Source organism: Gordonia desulfuricans NBRC 100010 (assembly GCF_001485495.1).
Taxonomy (GTDB): domain Bacteria; phylum Actinomycetota; class Actinomycetes; order Mycobacteriales; family Mycobacteriaceae; genus Gordonia; species Gordonia desulfuricans.
Map to the genome: position 1 here is coordinate 14,069 of NZ_BCNF01000085.1, position 20,321 is coordinate 34,389.

Sequence of the window (20,321 nt, forward strand, 5' to 3'; positions counted from 1 at the left end):
GATGATCCACACGCCCCGCGTTCGACCGCCACCTTCTGGCGAAACCTATGACCCGCATTCCGGGACGCGGACGGTGACCTCCGGGTTGTCCACCAGCGGCTGCACCGGCACGACGGCCTCACCGGGCCAGGTGGGTTCGGTGGCGAAGACCTTCACCGTGACCGTCTTGCCGGGCGGCACCTGCACCATCGCACCCACATAGGGATGCCCGCCGAGGGTGCCGTCCTGGTAGAGCACCTCCTGGTCGTCGACGAACACGCCCTTGACGGTGGCGCCCTTGCTGAGCAGGAACTCCACGTTGCTCAGCGCGGTGCCCTTGTCGATCGGGAAGGCGGTGCCGTTGGGGGCGATCACGTAGTCGGGCAGTGACAGGTCGTCGAGGGTGTTGGTGAGCTGCATGGTGATCACCGAATCCCGCTTGTCGCTGCTGCATCCGGCCGCCACGTACTCGAGCTTGCGCCGCAGGTAGTAGTCGAGCTTGTTGCCGCCGGCATTCTGGATCGTCACCGACGCATACGGTGCGTCGACGTCGCCGATCTCGTGGCCGAGGTTGGTGGTCTGCAGGATCTTCTCTTCGTCGGGATCGGTGCTGTACACCATGATCCGTCGTTCGTGTACCCCGCGCCCGAGCGCTTCCAGCAGTGCCGACGTGTCGCCCTTGAACGTCGACAGCTGCTTCACCGCGGCCTTGGAGATCGACTGCAGGTAGTCCTTGCGGGCCTGGTTGTTGTCGGCGAACCGCTCATACGACGTCGACAGCGTGATCGGTACGACGTTGTCGGCGGTGATCTTCTCCCCGCCCGGCAGGGTCAGCGGGCCGGTCACCTTCAGCACATAGCTGAGCGCGATGGGGTCGAGCGCGATCGCACCGTCGAGCTGCTCGCCGGTCACCTCATGCCAGTTCGCGATCCAGATCTGTGCCGCATCAGGGAAACTCGGCGACATGTTGGCGTTCCGGAAGTCCGTGTACGGGTGGAACGTGGCATACAGACTGTTGAAGTCGGAGCCCAGATCGGTCTGCGGGGTGGTGGGATACCGGAAGTCGTTGTTGGCGCCGAGTTCCGGGGCCGTCAGCCGCCCCTTGGTGGCATTGAGGATGGCGAAACCACCGACCAGACCACCGGTACCGCGCGACTCCGACGGCGTCTGCAATGCGACGAAGTAGTTGCGTGGTCCGTCCGCACCGGTCATCGCCGGAAGCAGTTGCGCCGCAACATTGGACCCGTTCAGGGTGCCGGATGCGTCGTGGACCAGGCCGTACAGTTCGTCGCGGGCGTCGGCGACCTGCCCCAGCCAGCTCGGATCGATCCCCTCCACCCGGGTGACGTAGACGTCGGATGCGGCGGCCAGCTTCGCCAGCTGCGGCTGGGCGGCGGCGAGCGGAGCGGTGCCGATGGTGTCACCCCGACGCAGCTCCGACGGGTCCAGGGCCGCACCGAGATCCGCGGTGGGCACCAGCACCTCGGTGGCGAAGTCGGCAACGGTGTCGCTCATCTCCTGCACCGACTTCAGCGGAGAGCCGAGCAACGGCACCGACGCCGCCGCCGCCCACACCACACCGTGCGCCCGATCGGAGGCACTCTTCGCCGACGACGCCGCCGCCTGCGCACGACTCGTCGCCGCATCCTGATCACCGCTGAGCACCGCCTTGCGTGCGGCATTGGCGTCGACCCGCGCATCCTCGAGATCGGACTTGATCCCGAACGCCGAGTACGCCAGCCAGCCCACCACGACGACGATCAGCGCCACCACGATGCCGCTACCGATCAGCATCCTGCGACGACGGTGACTCCCACCCGAGGCGCCATCCTTGGTGTCTTCCCCGCCCGAGGCACTGCTGTTGCCGGTCGCCTCACCCGAGGCGCTGTCATTGCCGGTCGCCCCACCCGAGGCGCTGTCATTGCCGGTCGCCCCACCCGAGGCGCCGCTGTTGGTGGTCGCCCCACCCGAGGCACTGTCATTGCCGGTCGCCCCACCCGAGGCGCCGCTGTTGGTGGTTGCCCCACCCGAGGCGCTGCTGTTGCCGGTCGCCCCACCCGAGACGCTGTCATTGATGGTTGAGCCGGTCGAGGCGCTAGCCGAGGCCGTGTCGAAACCTCCGTCACCCGAGGCACCCAACGCCCCCACCCGCCCGAGCACTTCCCCATCTCCGCCCAACCACGCGGCAACCGACCCGACAAGCGGTTCGATCTCGGCAAAGCAGCGTTCGAACTCGGCTGTGGGTTTGCCCATCGGGTCGGCGATGTCGAGGTCGTCGGCGTTGGTGTCGACTCGGCCGCGGTCGGCGACCAGCTCCGAGAGTCCCTCCGCGTCGGCGGGCGCATCGCCGAGCAGTTTGACGAACTCGGCGAGGGTGAACATCCGGCGCCACCTGGCCGGGAGTGCACGCTGGCAGGCGGCACGGTGTTCGCGGGTCATGGTGAGCACCAGGTCGGATTCTTCGAGGATCTGCGGACGCAGGTACCGCGACTCGAATCCCGCTGCGTCATAGCCGTGTTCGGTGAGTACCTCCACCGACGACGGGTGCATCGGCTGCCCGTTGGCCGCACCCACACCGGCGCTGGTGACCGTCACCTGCGCGCCACTCCAGGCGGCGAGGTCGCGCAGCACCCGCTCACCGATCGGTGACCGGCAGATGTTGCCGGTGCACACGAACAGGATCGACGTCGGACGGTCCTCCGGTGCGCTCACAGCTGCTCCTCCTCGAGTAGTCGCGCAAGTGTTTTCAGTACCCCTGGGTCACCCAGCTCGGCGTGGCGGGCGTCCACACGGACCACCTCGACCCCGTCGCCGACCTCCCGTGCCCACGCGTCCGGGTCGGGATTCTCCGCGGCCGCGAGATACAGAACCTTACCCACTCCCGCGGTTACCAGCGCGTAGCCTCGGGCGGCGGCGGCCAGCGCCTCGGATCGTTCGTCGAAGCGCCGCACCGCGTCGGGGTCACGCTGCAATGCCGCCTGCCGCAGCGGCGATTCCCCGTGCAGCTCGTCGTCGGGAGCGCTCTGCAGTTCGGCGGGGGTGCGCGCGTCGAGCAGCGCGAGGTGGGTGACCTGCTCGCCGGCGGCGACGAGCTGTCGGGCCACCTCGTGGGCGATGAGTCCGCCGAGCGACCAGCCCACCAATCGGTACGGTCCGCTCGGTTGCGCCGACCGTAGTGCCGCGACATGCCGTGCGGCGAGTTCGGGCAGGGTGGCCGGGAGCTCGAGCGCCGGGTCGACCAGTTCGGGCAGTTGCAGCCCCAGCACCCGCGTATGTTCCATCGCGTCGGCGAGCGGCCGGAACGGTTCGACGATCCCGGCCGCGGTGTGCACACACCACACGATCGGCACATCGTCGGATTCGGTTGTCGGACCGGACAGCTCGACGACGCGGTCGTTGCTCATCCGGGTGGGGTCGACGATCAGTGCGGCGAGTTCAGCAGGTGTCGGGTGGGCGAACAGATCGGTCGCCGACAGTTGCACGCCCGTCCGCCGGGTGATCTCGTCACGCAGCAGCAGCATGGCCAGGGAGTTGCCGCCGGCGGCGAAGAAGTCGTCGTCGACGCCCACCGGCACCTCCAGGACGGCCTCGAACGACGCCACCAGCTCGGACTCGGGACCCGGTGCGGGGGCGCGACGGGACTGCGCCCATTGAGGTTCGGGCAGCGCGCGTTCGTCGAGTTTGCCTGCGCCGGTACGGGGTAGCTCGTCCACCACGACGATCTGCGCGGGCACCATGTGCCGCGGCAGGCCGGCACGGCATGCGGCCCGTAGTGCCACGGTCGACACGGTCGGCGCAGTCACATACGACACCAGGGCGGGTCCGGCCGGGCCGTCCCGCAGCACGGTGGCCGATCCGGTTGCCCCGGCACCGGTCAGCACGGCATCGATCTCGGCCGGTTCGACGCGCTGCCCACGGATCTTGATCTGCCGATCCGCGCGCCCGACGTACACCAGCTCCATCGCCGGCTCCCCGCCCCCCGTTGACCGGGCACCCGTTTCCATCGAGCGGGCGCTCGTTTCCGTTGACCGGGCGCCAGATCCCGTCGACCGGGCACTCGTTTCCGTCGACCGGGCACCGGCGACGCTCTCCCACCGCACGAAGTCGCCCGTCCGGTACATCCGACGTCCATCGGGTCCGGCGACGAAATGTGTTGCGGTGAGTGCCGGGTCACCGAGGTAGCCACGGGCGACGCCGCTTCCCGAGACATACAGTTCACCCACCACGCCGGGCGGTACGGGGCGCAGCCACGGGTCGAGCACGATGCACCCGACGCCGGGCACCGGCCGTCCGATCCGCACCGGATCACCCGGGCGGTAGTGCCCGGTGGATACGGTCACGGTGGTCTCGGTGGGCCCGTAGATGTCGATCACCTGCGCATACGGCGACCACAGATCGGCGAGGTCGGTGGTCAGCGCCTCACCGCCTATGTACACCAGACGCAACGAGGTGATGGCCGCCGGATCGAGCGTGCGGATCACCGACGGCGTGGCGGTGAAGACACTGACCCGCTGATCCCGTAGCCACGCGGTCAGCTCCGGGCCGCCGATGATCTGTGCGGGCACCACGGCCAGCGTCGCCCCCGTCGCCAGCGGCAGCAGCATGTCGTGGAAGGTCGCGTCGAATCCGGGGCTGATCGTCATGCCCACGCGATCGCGGTCGCGCACGTCCCCGAGCCCGGCGACGCGGTGCACGCCCCGATGGCTGACGCCCACCGGATTCGGTGCGCCGGTGGTCCCCGACGTCGTGATGATGTAGGCCAACGCATCCGGCGACACCCGCGTGATCGGTTCCGGCACAACCCGGTCGACGGGTCGTCGGGGGATGTCGTCGGCGTGGATCACCCGGGCACCCGACGCCGACACGATCTGGGCGAGCCGCGACGCCGGATAGCTCACATCCAGTGGGACACACACCGCACCGATGCGGCTGATCGCCCAGATCGCCACCACCGATTCGATCGAGCGCGCCACCCCGACGGCCACCGCATCACCGGCACCGAATCCCTTGTCGCGCAGCGCTCGCGCAGTCACCGACACCCAGTCGTCGAGGCCCCGATAGGTCAGTACCCGTTCTCCGTCGTCGACGGCGACCCGGCGCGGATACCGCGCCACGGCATCGGCGAGCAGATCGGCGAGCAACAGCGGCCGATCGGCATCGGTGGCGGTGGCGTGGGCGCGTACGGTGGCCCGTTCGTCGTCGCCGAGCAGATCCAGGCTCGCCAGGGTGCGCCCGGTGTCGCCCACCACGGCGTCGACGGCGGCCAGTATCCGCGCACCGAAGGCATCGATCATGTTCTCGTCGAACAGGTCTCGTGCGTACTCCAGGCGAAGGCGTCGGCGTCCGCGGTCGTCGACGGCGATCACGTGCAGGTCGAACTCGCTGCGGGCGGCGATCACGTCGTCGAAGGCGCCGGGCGCCACGGTGTCCGGTCCTGCGGTGATGCTGGAGAACGCCACCTGTACCAGCGGGTGCCGTCCGGGTTCGCGGACCGGGTCCACCGCCGCCACGACGTCGTCGAAGGCGGTGAGCGCGTGGTCGAAGGCGGCCAGGTCGGCGTCGCGCACCGCGGTCACCCAGTCGCCGATGCTGACGCGACCGGGAATCCGGGTGCGCAACACCACGGTGGAGACCAGCATGCCGACGACGTCGGCGGCATCGGTGTCGCGGCGCATCGACGCCGGGGTGGCCACCGCCACGTCGTCGACACCGGCCTGCGCACCGAGTGCCAGCGCGAGCGCGGCGTGCAGCACGTGGAAGTCGGTGGCGCGCAGGATTTGTGCGGTCTCCCCGATCCGTTGTGAGCGATCCCCGCCGAGCGCTATGTCCACGCTTGCGGTGAGCAGGTCGCGGGCCGCCGGACGGTGCGGCACCAGGTCGAGCCGGCCGCTGTAGCCGTCGAGGGTCTGCCGCCAGAACGCGAGGTCGGCGGTGTGGGTGCGCGCCTGCTCGTCGATCATCCGTGCCGACACCGCATCGAATCCCAGCGGTGCCGGGCCCAGGTCGCCACCGTTGAGCAGGATGCCCAGCTCGGTGGCCACCACCGCCGCCGATTCTCCGTCGAAGGCGATGTGGTGGGCCACGATCACCACCGCCGAGGAGGTGCCATCGACCAGAATCCAGGCCCGTACCGGCGGTTGCGCCTCGAGGTCGAAGGGCCGGCCGAACACCGACAGCAACGCCTCCGGGTCGGTGGTCCCCGCCCCGAAGTGCGCGATCGCCACCCGCCGCAGCTCGGGGAGCCAGCCGGGTATGACGCGCTGCCGCGGCCCGTCGGCACTCGACGGGTAGTGGGTGCGCAGCGCGGGATGACGGTCGACGACGTGCGCGATCGCCGCGGCCACACGCTGGTCGTCGACGCCGTCGGGCACCGGAACCACCACGGGCACGGCATAGATCGACAGCGGCCCGAGCATCTGCGCGGTGACCCACATCCGACGCTGTGTCGGCGCGAGCGGAAGGTCGACACCGGCCGCCACCACCGGGGTGGAGATCTCCGGTTCGGCCGCCAGGCCGTCGACCGCCACCGCGAGCAGCGCCGGGCTGGGATTCTCGAACAGCAGGCGGGTCGGGACGCGGACACCGAGTTCGCGGCCGAGCGTCGAGGTCACCCGCGTCGCCGACAGCGACGACCCGCCGATCGAGAAGAAGTCGTCATCGGCACCGACGGCATCGACGCCGAGCACCTCGGCCATGATCGCGGCAACCAGCTCATCGCCATTGCCACCCGAGGCGCAGTCATTGCTGGTTGAGCCACCCGAGGCACTGTCATTGCCACCCGAGGCGTAGTTCTTGATGGTTGAGCCGGTCGAGGCGCCAGCCGAGACCGTGTCGAAACCTCCGTCACCCGAGGCACCCAACGCACTGTCATTGCTACTTGAGCCATCCGAGGCGCAGTCATTGATGGTTGAGCCGGTCGAGGCGCTAGCCGAGGCCGTGTCGAAACCTCCGCCACCCGAGGCACCCAACGCACCCAACGCACCAAAAGCACCAAAAGCACGCCTCACCCCGACATCCCCCGAGGCAACACGCGCCAAGACCTCCACAAATACGCGCAGGAACCGCGACGCCACCACGGCAGGCACGCGACCCGAGTGCACGACTCGAACGTCGAGCCCCGCCGGGGATCCACCCGACGCCGACAACACGACCTCGATGTCGTATTTCGCATCGACGACGTCGACAGCCGAATCCACCACCGACACCAGCTCCCCGACACCCGCCGACACCTCGGGCACCACGTCCTGGTTGACGAGAAGTACCGAGATCAGCGGGTCGCCACCGGCGGCATCGGGGCGGACGGCGCGCGCGACGGCCTCGTACGGCACCTCCGCGTGGGCGGCGGCACCGAGCGCCGCTTCGCGCACCACGCCGACGACGTCGTCGAACGGCGCATCGTCGGCGACGACGGTCCGGATCGCGACGGTGTTCACGAACATGCCGGCCACCGATTCCCATTCGGGAGCGCTGCGCCCGTGCACCGGCACGCCGACAACAACATCCCGTCGGCCGGTCCATCCACCGATCACCGACACCAGAGCGGCATGTGCCACGTGAAACATGCTCGCCGACAGCTCATCCGCACGTTCGGAGAGCTTCGATGCGACGTCGGCATCCAGATGTTCGACGATCCGTCCGGCCCGCCCGGCCGCACGCCCCGACATCTCGAGCAGCCCCGGCAACCGCACCGGCTCCCCGACACCGTCGAGTACCGCACGCCAGTAGGCGATCTCCCGCGCATACCGGCTGTCCGGATCGGCGGGGTCCCCGAGCCGCTGCGCCTGCCACAGCGTGAAGTCGGCATACGTCAACGCGGTTGTCGCCTCGATGGAACCCGTGGCGTAGCCACGCAGCAGATCCTCGAACAGCAGACGCATGGACCAGCCGTCGACGGCGATGTGATGCAACGACGCCGCGAGCACCCGATCGGTCTCCCCGTCGCCGTCCCGAACCACGAACAGCGCCACCCGGAATCCGGGTTCGACGGCCAGGTCGAACGGTGCCGCCAGGAACTCCTCGATCGCGTCGTCGACGTCGGCCGTGGCCACTTCCCGCACCGCCATCTGCGGTCCGGCGGCGAGCACCCGCTGCATCGGTTCCCCGGACACGTCCGGGTAGACGGTGCGCAGCACGGCATGCCGGGCGACGAGCGCATCCACCGCGGTGGTGAGCCGCTCGGCATCCACCGCGTCACCGAGCCGAAGCACCAGCGGCACATGGTAGGCCGTCGAATCGGGATCGTAGCGATGGTGAATCCACATGCGCTGCTGCGGATATGCCAGGAGTACCGGCCCGTCGATCTCGCGGTGCACGATCAGATCGACTCCGTCGGAGGCCGCTTCGTCGTCGGCGCCGTCGGACACCGCGAGTCGCGCGGCCACCCCGGCGACGGTGCGTGCCTCGAACAGCACTCGCACCCCGACGTCGATGCCGGTCGCCGCCGACAGCCGCGAGGCCACCTGCGTCGCCGACAACGATGTCCCGCCGATCCCGAAGAAGTCCGTGCCGGCGCCGATCCCGGCGGGTTCCACGTCGAGTACCTCGGCCCACACCGCGGCCACGAGTTCTTGTGTGGCGCCGACGAGTTCCGACGCCACGCCGTCGGCCACCGGCTCGGGCAGCCGGGTCATGTCCACCTTGCCGTTGCGGCCGACGGGCAGTTCGTCCACCACCACGAGGTAGGTGGGAATGATGCTGCGCGGCAGTACTTGCGCAAGGCCGGTCCGTACCGCGGTGAGGTCGACGGCGTGGCCGGGCTCGGGCACCAGCCAGCTGACGAGGACTTTCTCGCCGCCGCCGTTGGCGCGGACCGCGGTGACCGAGGTGGCCACCCCGTCCTGCGCCGACACCGCGGCGTCGATCTCGGCCGGTTCCAGCCGGATTCCGCGGACCTTGACCTGGTCGTCGCTGCGGCCGTGGATCACCAGGGTGCCGTCGGTGCGTCGGTGGACGAGATCGCCGGTGCGGTATCGGCGTCGGCCGTCGGGTCCGGCGACGAATGTGGTTGCGGTGCGCGCCGGGTCGTCGAGGTAGCCGCGTGCCACGGCCGGCCCGGAGACGTACAGTTCGCCGATGGTGTGATCGCCCAGCGGGCGCAGCGCCTCGTCGAGTACGTGGAGTCCGATGCCGGGCAGTGCCGCCCCGATCCCGATGCCCCCGATCCCGATCCCGATGCCGTCGGCCCCGGTTTCGGCGGTGTCGAAGCGGATGGAGGTGACGGCCACGGTGGTCTCGGTGGGTCCGTACTCGTTGGTGATCGAGCGGCCCTGCGTCCAGTCGCGCACCAGGCCCGCACCAAGTGGTTCACCGCCGACGGCGACGTGGCGAACCCCGGGGATGTCGGCCGGGTCGAGGGTGGCGAGCACCGACGGGGTGGTGAACAGCATGCTCACGGCGGTGTCGGTGATCAGGTGGGTCAGGTCGTCACCGGCGATCACCTCGGGCGGGCAGACGACGATGGTCGCGCCGGCCACCCGGACAGGCAGCAGCCCCATCAGTTGCGCATCGAATCCTGGTGCGTAGGTGTGCAGTACACGATCGTCGGCCTGCAGGCCGAGGCGTTCGACGGTGCTCCGCGCGAATCCGGCGAGCCCCCGCTGGGTGACCTGCACCCCCTTCGGGGTTCCGGTGGTTCCCGAGGTGAAGGTGAGATAGGCCAGGTCGTCGGCCGTCAGCGGTCGCACACGTTCGCGCGCGTCGAACGGCATCTCCGATGACGCCCACACCGTCTCGTCCACCACGATCACCGGCGCTTCGCCGGGCACCGCAGCTGCATCGAGCGCCAGCACGGCGGCCGGGCGGGCACGGGTGATGATCACCCGGCGCCGCTCGTCGGGGTCGGCCGGGTCGACGTTGACGAAGGCCGCCCCGGCACGCGCCACCGCCAGGGTGGTGACCACGGCGACCGCCGAGCGCGGAAGGTGTTGCACCACCACATCACCGGAGCCGATACCGCGGGCGATCAGCAGGCGTGCCAGCCCCGCCGACGCCGCATCCAGCTCGGCATTGGTCAGGTGCGGACCGTATCCGGGCACCGGGTGACGCGTGTCCACCACGGCGAGGGCATCGGGAGCCGTCCGTAGTCCGCTCTCCAGCAGTGCGGCAAGCATGTCCGGCGCCGCCGCCTCGGGGACAACGCTCTCTGTCCCGGTCAGCAGCTCACCGACCACCCGATCCGGCTGTGCCACACCGCGAGACAGCAGTTCCACCACCGCCGCGCACAGTGCGTCCAGGCGGGCGGCGGTGGCGACGGTGTCGCGGCAGGTCATGGTGAGGTGCAGGGCACCGCCGCTGCGGTGCACCGACACGTCCACTCCGTAGAGCGGGACGGCGAGGGCGGCGAGGCTATCGGCCGAGAGTCCGCCGGGGCCTGCGTCGTTCGCGAACAGGTCGTCGGGTACCGCGCCGAGGGACACCTCGAACAGCGGGGTGCCGGCGCGGGCTCGGCCGGGATCGGCGAGCGCGGTGATCTCGGTGAGCGGCAGGTCGGCGTGCGCGAAGGCCCCGACGTCGATGCCGGTGATCTCGCGCAGGAGTGCCCCGAAGGTGGCGTCGAGGTCGATCGGGGTGTGCAGTGGGACGCCGCGGGCGAACAGTCCGGGCAGTTCGGCGAGCAGCGGGTCGATCCGCCCGGACACCGCGGTGCCGACGGTGATCACCCCGGCCCCGCTCTGCCGCGCGAGGACGGCGGCGAGGGCGGTGTGCACCACGATGAATCCGCTGGTGTGGTGGTCGACGGCGAGGCGGTCGAGGGTGGCGGTGAGCTCGGCGTCGAGGGTGTGGCGGGCGCGGTGCACGGTGGTGGCGGCACCCCCGACGGCCTGCAGGTTCATGTCCGGGAGCCGCAGGGACGTCACGGGTTCGGCGAAGGCTGCGGTCCAGTGTGCGAGGAGCTCGTCGTGGCGGGCGGCGAGGGTCGCAGCACGCCACAGGCTGTACTGCCGGTAGCCGACCGGCGGTGCGGGCGGCAGTGTCCCGGCGAGCGCGGCCTGCAGGTCGGCGCGCAAGAGCGCCAGGGTCTCGCCGTCGGCGGCGATGTGGTGGACGACGCCGAGAATCCAGGTGCGCGGACCGGTGCCGGCATCGGTGATCTCGACGATGCGGATGCGCCACGGGAGGGCCGTGGCCAGGTCGAGCGGGGTGGCGACCTCGGCGAGCACGGCCCCCAGCTCGGCCTCGTCGTGCACCCGGGTGACGATGCAGTGCGTCGCGATGAAGGAGTCGAGTTCTTCGGTGCCCCAGCGCTGTTGATGGGGAACGCCGTCGTGACTGGGGTAGCTGGTGTGCAGCGCGTCGTGGCGGCCCAGCACCTCGCGCAGGGCGGCGCCGAGGGTGGTGGTGTCGGCGGTGGTGGGCAGGGCGATGGGCAGCAGGTAGCCGGTGAAGTCGGGTTCGGCGCGCCACCGCAGCCACAGGTCGAGCTGTTCGGGGGTCAGCGGCAGCCGGTCGGGCTCGACGCGGTGCTCGGCGAGGGCCGGAAGCGGCTGCTCGGGGGCGGTGCCGATCAGGCGGGCGAGGCCTTCGATGGTGGCGTCGGCAAAGATGTCGGCCACACCGACGGCATGTCCGTCACGGTTGAGGGTGGCGGCCAGTCGTGCCGCCGAGAGCGAGGTTCCGCCCGCGGCAAAGAAATTGGTGTGCGGGGTGAGCTCGCCGGCCATCTCGCCGACGATCTCGCGTACCGCATCGGCGATGGTCTGCTCGTCGTCGGTGAGGGCCCGTGCGGTGTCGGTGCGGGTGGTCTCGATGTGGGTGAGCTGGGCGAGCAGCGCGATCTTGTCCACCTTGCCGGTGGGGGTGACCGGCCATCCCTCGACGACGCCGATCCGTGCGGGGACGGCATAGGCGGGAAGCCGTGTGGCGCAGGCGGCGAGCAGGGTCGGTTCGGTGAGTCCGTCGAGTGCGGCGCGGTCGGCGAATCCGTCGGCGGTCACGAACGCCACGAGCCGCTCGTCGCCGGGGCGCGCACCGGGCTGGAGAAGGACGCGGACGTCACCGACCCCGTCGACGGCGCGCAGCGCGGCAGCCACTTCGCCGAGTTCGATGCGGTGCCCGCGTAATTGGATCTGGTCGTCGGAGCGGCCGAGGTAGGCGAGCACACCGGGGGCGATCTCGCGGACACGGTCGCCGGTGCGGTAGCGGCGGGTGCCGTCGGGTCCGGCGACGAAGCGGGCGGCGGTGAGTGCGGGCGCGTTGAGGTAGCCGTGGGAGACGTGGGCTCCCGACACGTACAGTTCGCCGATCGCCCCCATCGGGACCGGGCACAGCCGGGCGTCGAGCACGGCCCACTCGACGTGGTCGAGCGGGGTACCGATGACGCTGCGTTCGTCGGTGAGGTCGACCTCGGCGGTGGTGAGACCGACGGTGGTCTCGGTGGGACCGTACAGGTTGACCAGCCGGCAGTCGGGATGCGTTGCGGCCCAATGCCGCAGGGTGGCGGGTGCGAGGGCCTCGCCACCGAGGGTGACGATGCGGAGCGTGCTCAGTGCAGCAGCACCGACGACGGCCGGGTCGGTGAGTGCGGCGAACGCCGTCGGGGTCTGCGACAGCAGGGTGGCGCCGTGACGGTCGAGGGTGGCGGCCAGGCGGCGCGGGTCGCGCAGCACCGCGTTGGACAACACCAGCACGGAGCCGCCGGAGGTCAACGCGCCGAAGATCTCCCACACGGAGAAGTCGAAGATGTGATTGTGCGCCCACGTCCACACGTCGTCGGCGCGCGCACCGAGTCGGCCGAGTTCCGCATCGAGCAGCGCCGCAAGGTTGTCCAGGGTGACCACCACGCCCTTGGGCACGCCGGTCGACCCGGAGGTGTGGATGATGTACGCCGCACCCGGCATCGGTTCGGCGGTCCCGAGGCCCGGGCCGTCGGTGATCTGCAGTCCGTCGCGCACAATCGCGGCCGGCTGCGTGGCCGCGAGGAGGTGTTCGATCCGCGACGTCGGGTGGTCGGGGTCGATGGGTACGTAGGCGGCGCCGGCGATCAGGGTGCCGACGATCGCGACGATGGTGTCGGCGGAACGCCCCATGATCAGGGCGACGCGGTCGCCGTCGCGGACACCGGTATCTCGCAGGCGCGCCGCGAACGCGTCGGCCCGCCCGACAATTTCTCCATATGTTAGGTGTTCCCCATCGCCGACGACGGCCGTCGCCCCCGCCGGATGCGACCGGATCACATCAAGCAGACCCGCCCCACCCCCCACGATGGCTGAGCCCGTCGAGGCGCCCCCAACGATGGCTGAGCCCGTCGAGGCGCAGTCTTTGGTGGTTGAGCCGGTCGAGGCGCCCCGAACGATGGTTGAGCCGGTCGAGGCGCCCCCAACGATGGTTGAGCCGGTCGAGGCGCTAGCCGAGACCGTGTCGAAACCTCCGTCACCCGAGGCACCCAAGCCGGCTACGCGGGAAACACGCCCAACGAAATACTCAACCATCCCCTCCGCCGCAACAACATCCACCGCTCCCCCGGCAACAACCAGCGTCACCAGCGGCGATTCCCCGTCGTCGACAACAAGTTCCAGCGGAACGCGCGCTCGGTATGTCCGCAGTCCCTCAAATGCGCGCACCGCACCGGCACCACCGGATGGGGGTGCCACGTCTACGCCGTGATAGGCGAATACCACATCGGGTAGCCCACTCGGCGCGGTCGCGGCGCGTTGTACGGCCTTGCCGACCACTCCCCCGACGCGGCGCAGGGCGGTGTCGACGTCCATCTCCCGCACCCCGGTGACCCGCACCGGAACGGTCTGCACATACATGCCGACCTGTTGCAGTTCGTCCGATGAGCGCCGGTCGGCGACCGGCATCCCGAAGACGACGTCGTCGGTGTCGCAGAACACCGACAGTGTCTGTGCCAGGGCCATACTGAGCAGCGTGTTGAGGGTGGTGCCCGCCTGCTGCGCGCGTGCTTCGGCGCGGCGCCGTACCTCAGGGTCGATGTGCCGGGTCAGATAGGTGGCGGGACCGTAGGTGAGTCCGTTCTCTGTGCGCTGGGCCGGTTCCGGCAGCGAGAGCCGTTCCGGCGCACCGCGCAGGGCACGCATCCAATACAGCCCGCTGGCCCCGGTGTCGGTCGATGCGCGCGCTTCGAGGGTGGCGCCGAATCCGATCGGTTCGTCTGCCCATTCCGGGGCGCGTCCGGCGGTGCGGGCGTCGAGGGCGATGGTGAAGTCGCCGAGCACGATCGGCACCGACCACTCGTCGATGGCGATGTGGTGGGCCACCAGCACCAGCTCGACGATGTCGCCGGATGTGTCGATCACGGCGCGCCATGGGAGGTCGACGGTGAGGTCGAAGGGTGCAGCGACGGCGCGTTCGGTGCCGGCGACGTCGAGGATGCCTTCGCTGATCGGCGCGGTCGCCCGGAGTCCGTCGGTGTCGCGGATGCGCGCTACGGGTTCGCCGTCGACGTCGGGGTGGATCGTCCGGAGTGCTTCGTGTCGGATGGCGACGTCGATCAGTGCGGCCCGCACGGCCGACACCTCCACACCGGCAGCCACGGTGAGGTGCAGTGGGAGGTGGTAGACGATGGCGTTCGGGTCGGCGCGGTTGAGCAGCCAGATCTCGTGTTGGGTGCGGGTGGGCCGGTATTCGGGTTGTCCGTCGGCGGAGGTCCGACGCGGTGTGGCGGCGTCGATCGCGGTGGCGAGTTCGGCGAGGGTGGTGACGTCCACCAGGTCGCGCATGCTGACCACCACGCCGAGCGCGGGCCCGAGTTGCACGGCCAGCTGCATGAACGCCAGCGAGGTGGCGCCGAGTTTGACCAGTTCGTCGTCCATGGATGGGCTGGTGACGCCGAGGATGTCGGTCACGGCGTCGGCGACGAGTCGTTCGGTGTCGGTCGCGGGGGCGCGGTAGGGCGCCGCGGGTTCGGGGGTTGCTGCGATCCGTTCGGCGACGGCGGGTCGGTCCAGTGTGCCGGCGTCATCGACCGGCAACGCATCGAGTACCGCGACGTGGCGGGGCCACAATACTTGCGGGAGTGCACCGTTCACGCGTCGGCGTACTGCAGCGCGTACCCGGGAGCGGTCGGCGTCTCGCTGCGCCACGATTCCCACGGCCAGCTCATCGCCACGGTCGACGATCACCACGTCGACGACGCCGTCGGCGGGTGCTGCGGTGCGGGCGAGTTCGGCGGTGTCGACGCGGATTCCCTGCGGGAACACGATCTCTCCGGGCCGATGGTCCACCACGACGGTCCCGGTGCCCGCCTCGAGGTGGCCGCGATCGCCGGTGCGCCACATTCGGTGCGCGGGGCTCCACGGGCAGTCGACGAATGAGCCTGTGGTGATCCCTGATTCGTCGGCGTAGCCCACCACCGGTGCGCCGATGACGTACAGCTCTCCGGTGATTCCGGGTGGTACGGGGCGGAGTCGGTGGTCGAGTACCACCGGTGTGCACGCCGTGGTGGTGGCTCCCCAGGGCAGCGGCCGGTCGAGTGGAATGCCGGCGTCGACGCGCAGTGCGTTGGTGGCGCCGAGGAGTTCGGGGTGGCCGCCGAGGTCGTAGAGGCGATGGTCGCGGGCCACATGCGCGGCGAGTGCCGGGGAGAGCCGCTCGCCCAGCGTGATCACGGTGTGCGGGAGGGTCTCCGACGCCGCATTCGCCAGCCGGGTCGGGGTGGTGATCCAGTGGGTGGCTTCCGCCCGATCGGCGACCACCCGAACGCCGTACGCCGCGGACATGACTCGGCCCAGCTCGGGCACCACGTCGAGAGCGAGCGTGCCTCCATCGGCGACGGCGTCGAAGGCTTCCGCCATCGAGGCGATGATCGTCTCGACGGCCGCGGCCGGCATCTCCACCCGGGTTCCGGACACACCGCAGGTGAGCGAGAGACTGTCCGCGCCAAGCGCGCCGCCCTCACTCCCGTTCTTGCGCTTGCGCCGCCGGAACCACCGCTTCGCCCGCTGCGACTCATCGGCACTCGCCGACGACGCGGTCTCGTCAACAGCCTCCGAATCCACGACGCGCGGCTCGTCGACCACCAGTGGTAGGTCGTCGACCAGCGTTTCGGGTGCGTCGAGGACGGCGTGGGCGAAGGTGTCGAGCATCGTCATGAACTGGCGATGATGCTCGGCGACCTCTGCCTCGTCATACCGGTTGGGGTTGGCGTCGAGGCAGAGCATCAGGCCGTCGGGGTCTCCGTCGCCGGCCTGGTTGTAGATGTTGATGGCGATGTCTTCGACGGGGCCGGTCGAGAGGACATGGTAGGTGGCGATGGCCTCGCCGCATTGGATCTGACGCTCGAACAGCATCAGATTGAGCATCGGTCCCGATCGCAGCTGGGCATCGGTGCGCGGGGTGCGACCGCTCTCTTCATCCGCCGCGACGTCGGCCCAGATCTCTTCACCGCGGAAACGCTGATGGCGCAACGCACCCATCAGCGCGGTCCGGACACTCACCAGGGCGTCCGCGACGGTCTTCTCGGAGGTGACGCCGGTCCGCAGGGGAACCACGTTCGAGACAGGCAACGGTGTCCGCCGCAACGCCGCTGTGGTGCGTGCGGCCACCGGGAACTGGAAGATCACCTCGTCGCCACTGGCCACCCGGGCCATGTACGCCGAGCAGGCCGCCACGATCACGGCCGGCGGAATCGCCGAGTGCTGTTCGGCCACCTGCCGCAACAGCGACATCGTCCGGTCGGGAACCGGCTCGGCGACACGACGAGCAACCGCCTCAGGCCGGGCAAACCGACGTGCCAACGTTCGTGGAAGGCCAACGCCCTCCATCGCCTCACGCCAGTACGCCCGATCCGTGACGTACCGCCGCGAGGCCCGGTACTCGGCATCAGCGCGAGCCGGAAGGTCCAAGTCCACCGGTTCGATCTCGGGCAGCGGTTCGCCGGCAACACCCGCCGAGTAGGCGCGGAGAGCCTCGCTCATCCGCTCCTTGCCGCCGTACCCGTCGGTGATCAGATGGTGGACACGGTTGTAGAGCAGGAAGTGTTCGTCGGCGAGCTGGAACAGAATGCCACGAGCTGTGCGATCTACACGCAGGTCGACTGGACTCGAGTAATCCTCTCGCATAGCCTGCAACGCCACCAACGTGCCGTGCTCCACGCTTCGCAGGTCAACTACCTTAAGCCAACAATCCAGACCCGAATCATAGATCCCAATGAGGCCATCCGGAGCGTCCTCGAACCTCACCTGCGCGAACTTAGCCGCACGAGTCGTCGTACTAGTACGTTCAACGAACACCCCAACGTCAATGCGACCACGCAGCTCGACATACTGAACCACATTCAGTGGAACGTCTGGGTTCAGGCGCTGAACTGCACGCAATGCAAATTGCGTGCAATTAACCGCAAAGATGTCACGATGATTCAATGAAGCGCTCCGGACGTCACAATGACCCCTACTTCACAATAAATTCAGCCAGATGAAACACGATCCCTCAATACCGAACCAACAGCAACAATTCCCCAATCACCTGGAACACCAAGCGATCGCTAGATCGCTAGTAAATTATTCCGCTCACACCGAAGAGTACGACTCACCATAGCCATAGGCTCCAGATGTCGACAGGTCACCATTGTAGACAAATCCAAGCAGGGGAATGTCAGCCATCGAAAGTTGAGACACCGAAGAACCAATATTCTTCATATCCGACACTCCGCGACGTGCAACCACTACAACCCCATCCGCACAACCGCCAATCACTGTCGGATCACTTACGAGCAAGACAGGCGCAGTATCAATCAGTACGAAGTCGAAACAATCGCGAAGCGCAGCTATACCATCAGACGCGCGCTGCGACCCCAACAATTCCGTCGGATTCGGGGCTGAAGATCCCGCAGGCAAAACACTAAGGCCATCCACCTTAGTCGGAGTCACGAAATCTAGAATCGACGAACCAGAACGGAGGAAATCTGTAAATCCCACCGTTCCCACCGCACCTAGCCGCTCGCCGACCTTTGGCCTCCGCAGATCCGCATCAACCACTACTACAGACCTACCAGACTCAGCTAACGACGCTGCCAAATTAATCGTGACCGATGTCTTTCCCTCTCCAGCTACCGAGCTAGTCACAGCAATAACATCAGCACCATTGTCCACACTCACGAAGGACAGATTCGTACGAAGCCGCCGAAAGGCCTCGCCAGCACCGCTGCTACCTTCCGAAAAACTCACGACCCCACCTTCCGCCAAACCATTGTCGTTTGGCACGCTGGCCAAAACAGGCCCAAGCTCCAGTGCTTCTACATCATCACGCGTGCGTACACGCCGGTCAAAACGATCCACGGCAAATGCAAGCCCAAAACCAACGAACCCACCAAGGATCAAAGCGATCGCAAGGTTCCTTGCCACCTTAGGTGTCGCCGCAGTTGCCGGCGGTGTCGCATGCTGCTCTACTACGACCCGTGTCGGGACAACCTCTGCCTTCACGTCGCTATCGGAGCCGACCAGTTCAGACGCAAACTCAACGAACTCATCAGACAGCGCATTCGCAATGTCCGCGGCTCGGAACGGAGACTCATCACTCACAGTCACCGTAATGAGAACCGTTCCTGGAGCCGCAGTTGCTCTCACCCTCGAACGGAGATCGTCCGCCGACTCGTCAAGCCCCAGCCTTTCAACTGTACGTCGTGCAAGCGTTTCGCCCGTCAGCAACTGGGTGTACGACGCCACAACCTGCTGCGAGTAGAGACCTCCCTGGTACAGGTCATTTCCCGATGCCCCAGATGAGCTCGACACAAACAACCGTGCAGACGCACGGTACTCGGGTGTCGACAGCATCGATGAAATCAAAGATCCCACGCCCGCAAGAAGGGACACCAAAGCTACTACCCACCATCTACGAACAAAAACTGCCGCCAGACTTCTCATCACCCTCACCTCTCATGAATATTTCGAAACAATAGATGCCACGTGCCGCGGCCACTGCGACTATCTCATGACCGGTTCAGAAGTCCCGAACGATCCCCGAACAATACCAACAGACTTCGTTTCCAAAACTCGATCGGCCTTCGATCGCACGTCCCCAATCCAACACAGTGCGGCAACAATACAAATCAACACCACAACTTGACCAAGATTCTGATAGAGGTCTCCTCGCATCAACGACACCACATACGGCGTACACACGATAACGATCGAAGATTGAAAAACCCGGTCGCTACGAACCAGAGACCGACGAAGCCCGAACAGAGCCAAACCAAAGGCCATCCCCGCAACTATCACGCCCAACCACGAGAAGTTCGCAAATGCCTCGCCAACAGCAGAGATACTCGTTTCCACACGTTCACTACCGTAAAATCGAGGAAGATAACGCTGAGTAAACCAGGTGTTTGCACCACCACCAGGCTTCGATGCCCAGGCCGCACGAGGAACGAACCACGCCAAGCTCGCAGCGTACGTTGAACCGTTCTGAAAATCGAGCTGTCCAACGCTGTTTGCTTCATTTAGTCTAATCAGGCTATCGACTGGCCGAAGTTCAGTACCGGCCATAAACCGCTCAAATAGATACGATGGCGAGATACTTGCACCACCACCCAACTGATCTCCAGTGGCGAACTGGCTCTCACGAAACTTGACAGAGTAGGCCATTGCACCAACGGCACCTATTGCCAGAACACCGACCAGCTTACCAATAGATAGCGGCCGCTTACCCGTCTGGAAGACGAGCAACATAGGGATAAGACCACCAAATATTAACGGCCCCCGGCCGCCGCTAACGAATGTAACAATAAAAAGGCACGAAACGCCGACATAGGCAATGAGTCCTGGTGCAAGAGATTCCCTGCGCCTCGAAAGAATGTGCACTACGCATGAAGCCAGGAGCGGCAGGTATGAATAAACCAGGTAGTTTGAGCCACGCAGATAGCTGCTCCGATTGGCAATCTGGCCAAAATACCCACCAATCCCACCGGCGCGAGATACGAGAACCACCACGCAGATAAGCGCAACTGCCGACGCTACCACCACTGCCCATCTAGTCACATCGGCAGACGGAGTCCATACCGGACCGCGTACCGCCGAGCGGCGTTTGACCCGCTCACGAATTCCGTCGCCGCCCCTATTAGCAGTCAAGAGCCAATAGACACCGAAGCACGCCACAAGAAACAGCAACGCCTGATGCAGAGAGTTAGTCAACGCGTCAGACAAAGACGCAGACAAGTAACGGGAGTCGGCCATAGCACCAGCCGTAGTACTACCCTCTAGCAATACACCGACGGGTCGCACTACGAAAAATGCACACGCAGCAACCGCCGCCAATCCTGCCGCCGTTAGTATATCTCCATACAGCCGAAACTCGATAGCTACCACACTAACACAAACAATCATAATTGATCCGGCCAAAATTGCCAAAGCAAGAAGCCCAGAAATCGAGAGACTGGATAGGAATCCGAC

At 67.3% G+C, this 20,321-nt stretch carries 4 protein-coding genes; all 4 read right to left on the reverse strand.

The window, feature by feature from the left end; genetic code table 11:
* Nucleotides 1–45: 45 nt before the first annotated feature.
* Nucleotides 46–2,691: a DUF4012 domain-containing protein gene (locus GD1_RS14550; protein WP_307190346.1), complete on the reverse strand. Its 2,646-nt coding sequence runs from the start codon at nt 2,689–2,691 to the stop codon at nt 46–48.
* The gene (locus GD1_RS14555; RefSeq protein WP_059037775.1) at nt 2,688–17,297 is read right to left on the reverse strand and encodes a non-ribosomal peptide synthetase; all 14,610 of its coding nucleotides are present in this window, start codon (nt 17,295–17,297) and stop codon (nt 2,688–2,690) included. The genes GD1_RS14550 and GD1_RS14555 overlap by 4 nt, the downstream gene beginning before the upstream one ends.
* A gap of 147 nt (nt 17,298–17,444) precedes the next feature.
* Entirely contained in the window at nt 17,445–18,797 is a 1,353-nt protein-coding gene (locus GD1_RS24315) for a tyrosine-protein kinase domain-containing protein (RefSeq protein ID WP_083534211.1), read from the reverse strand.
* Nucleotides 18,798–18,857: 60 nt separating this feature from the next.
* Nucleotides 18,858–20,105, reverse strand: coding sequence for an O-antigen polysaccharide polymerase Wzy (gene wzy / locus GD1_RS24765; protein WP_162128869.1), 1,248 nt, complete (start codon nt 20,103–20,105; stop codon nt 18,858–18,860).
* Nucleotides 20,106–20,321: the final 216 nt, after the last annotated feature.

What these genes read in the sequence shown, in the direction of transcription:
- wzy (WP_162128869.1), bottom strand. Translation starts at nt 20,105, where the DNA reads ATGGCCGACTCCCGTTACTTGTCTGCGTCTTTGTCTGACGCGTTGACT.
- GD1_RS24315 (WP_083534211.1), bottom strand. Translation starts at nt 18,797, where the DNA reads ATGAGAAGTCTGGCGGCAGTTTTTGTTCGTAGATGGTGGGTAGTAGCT.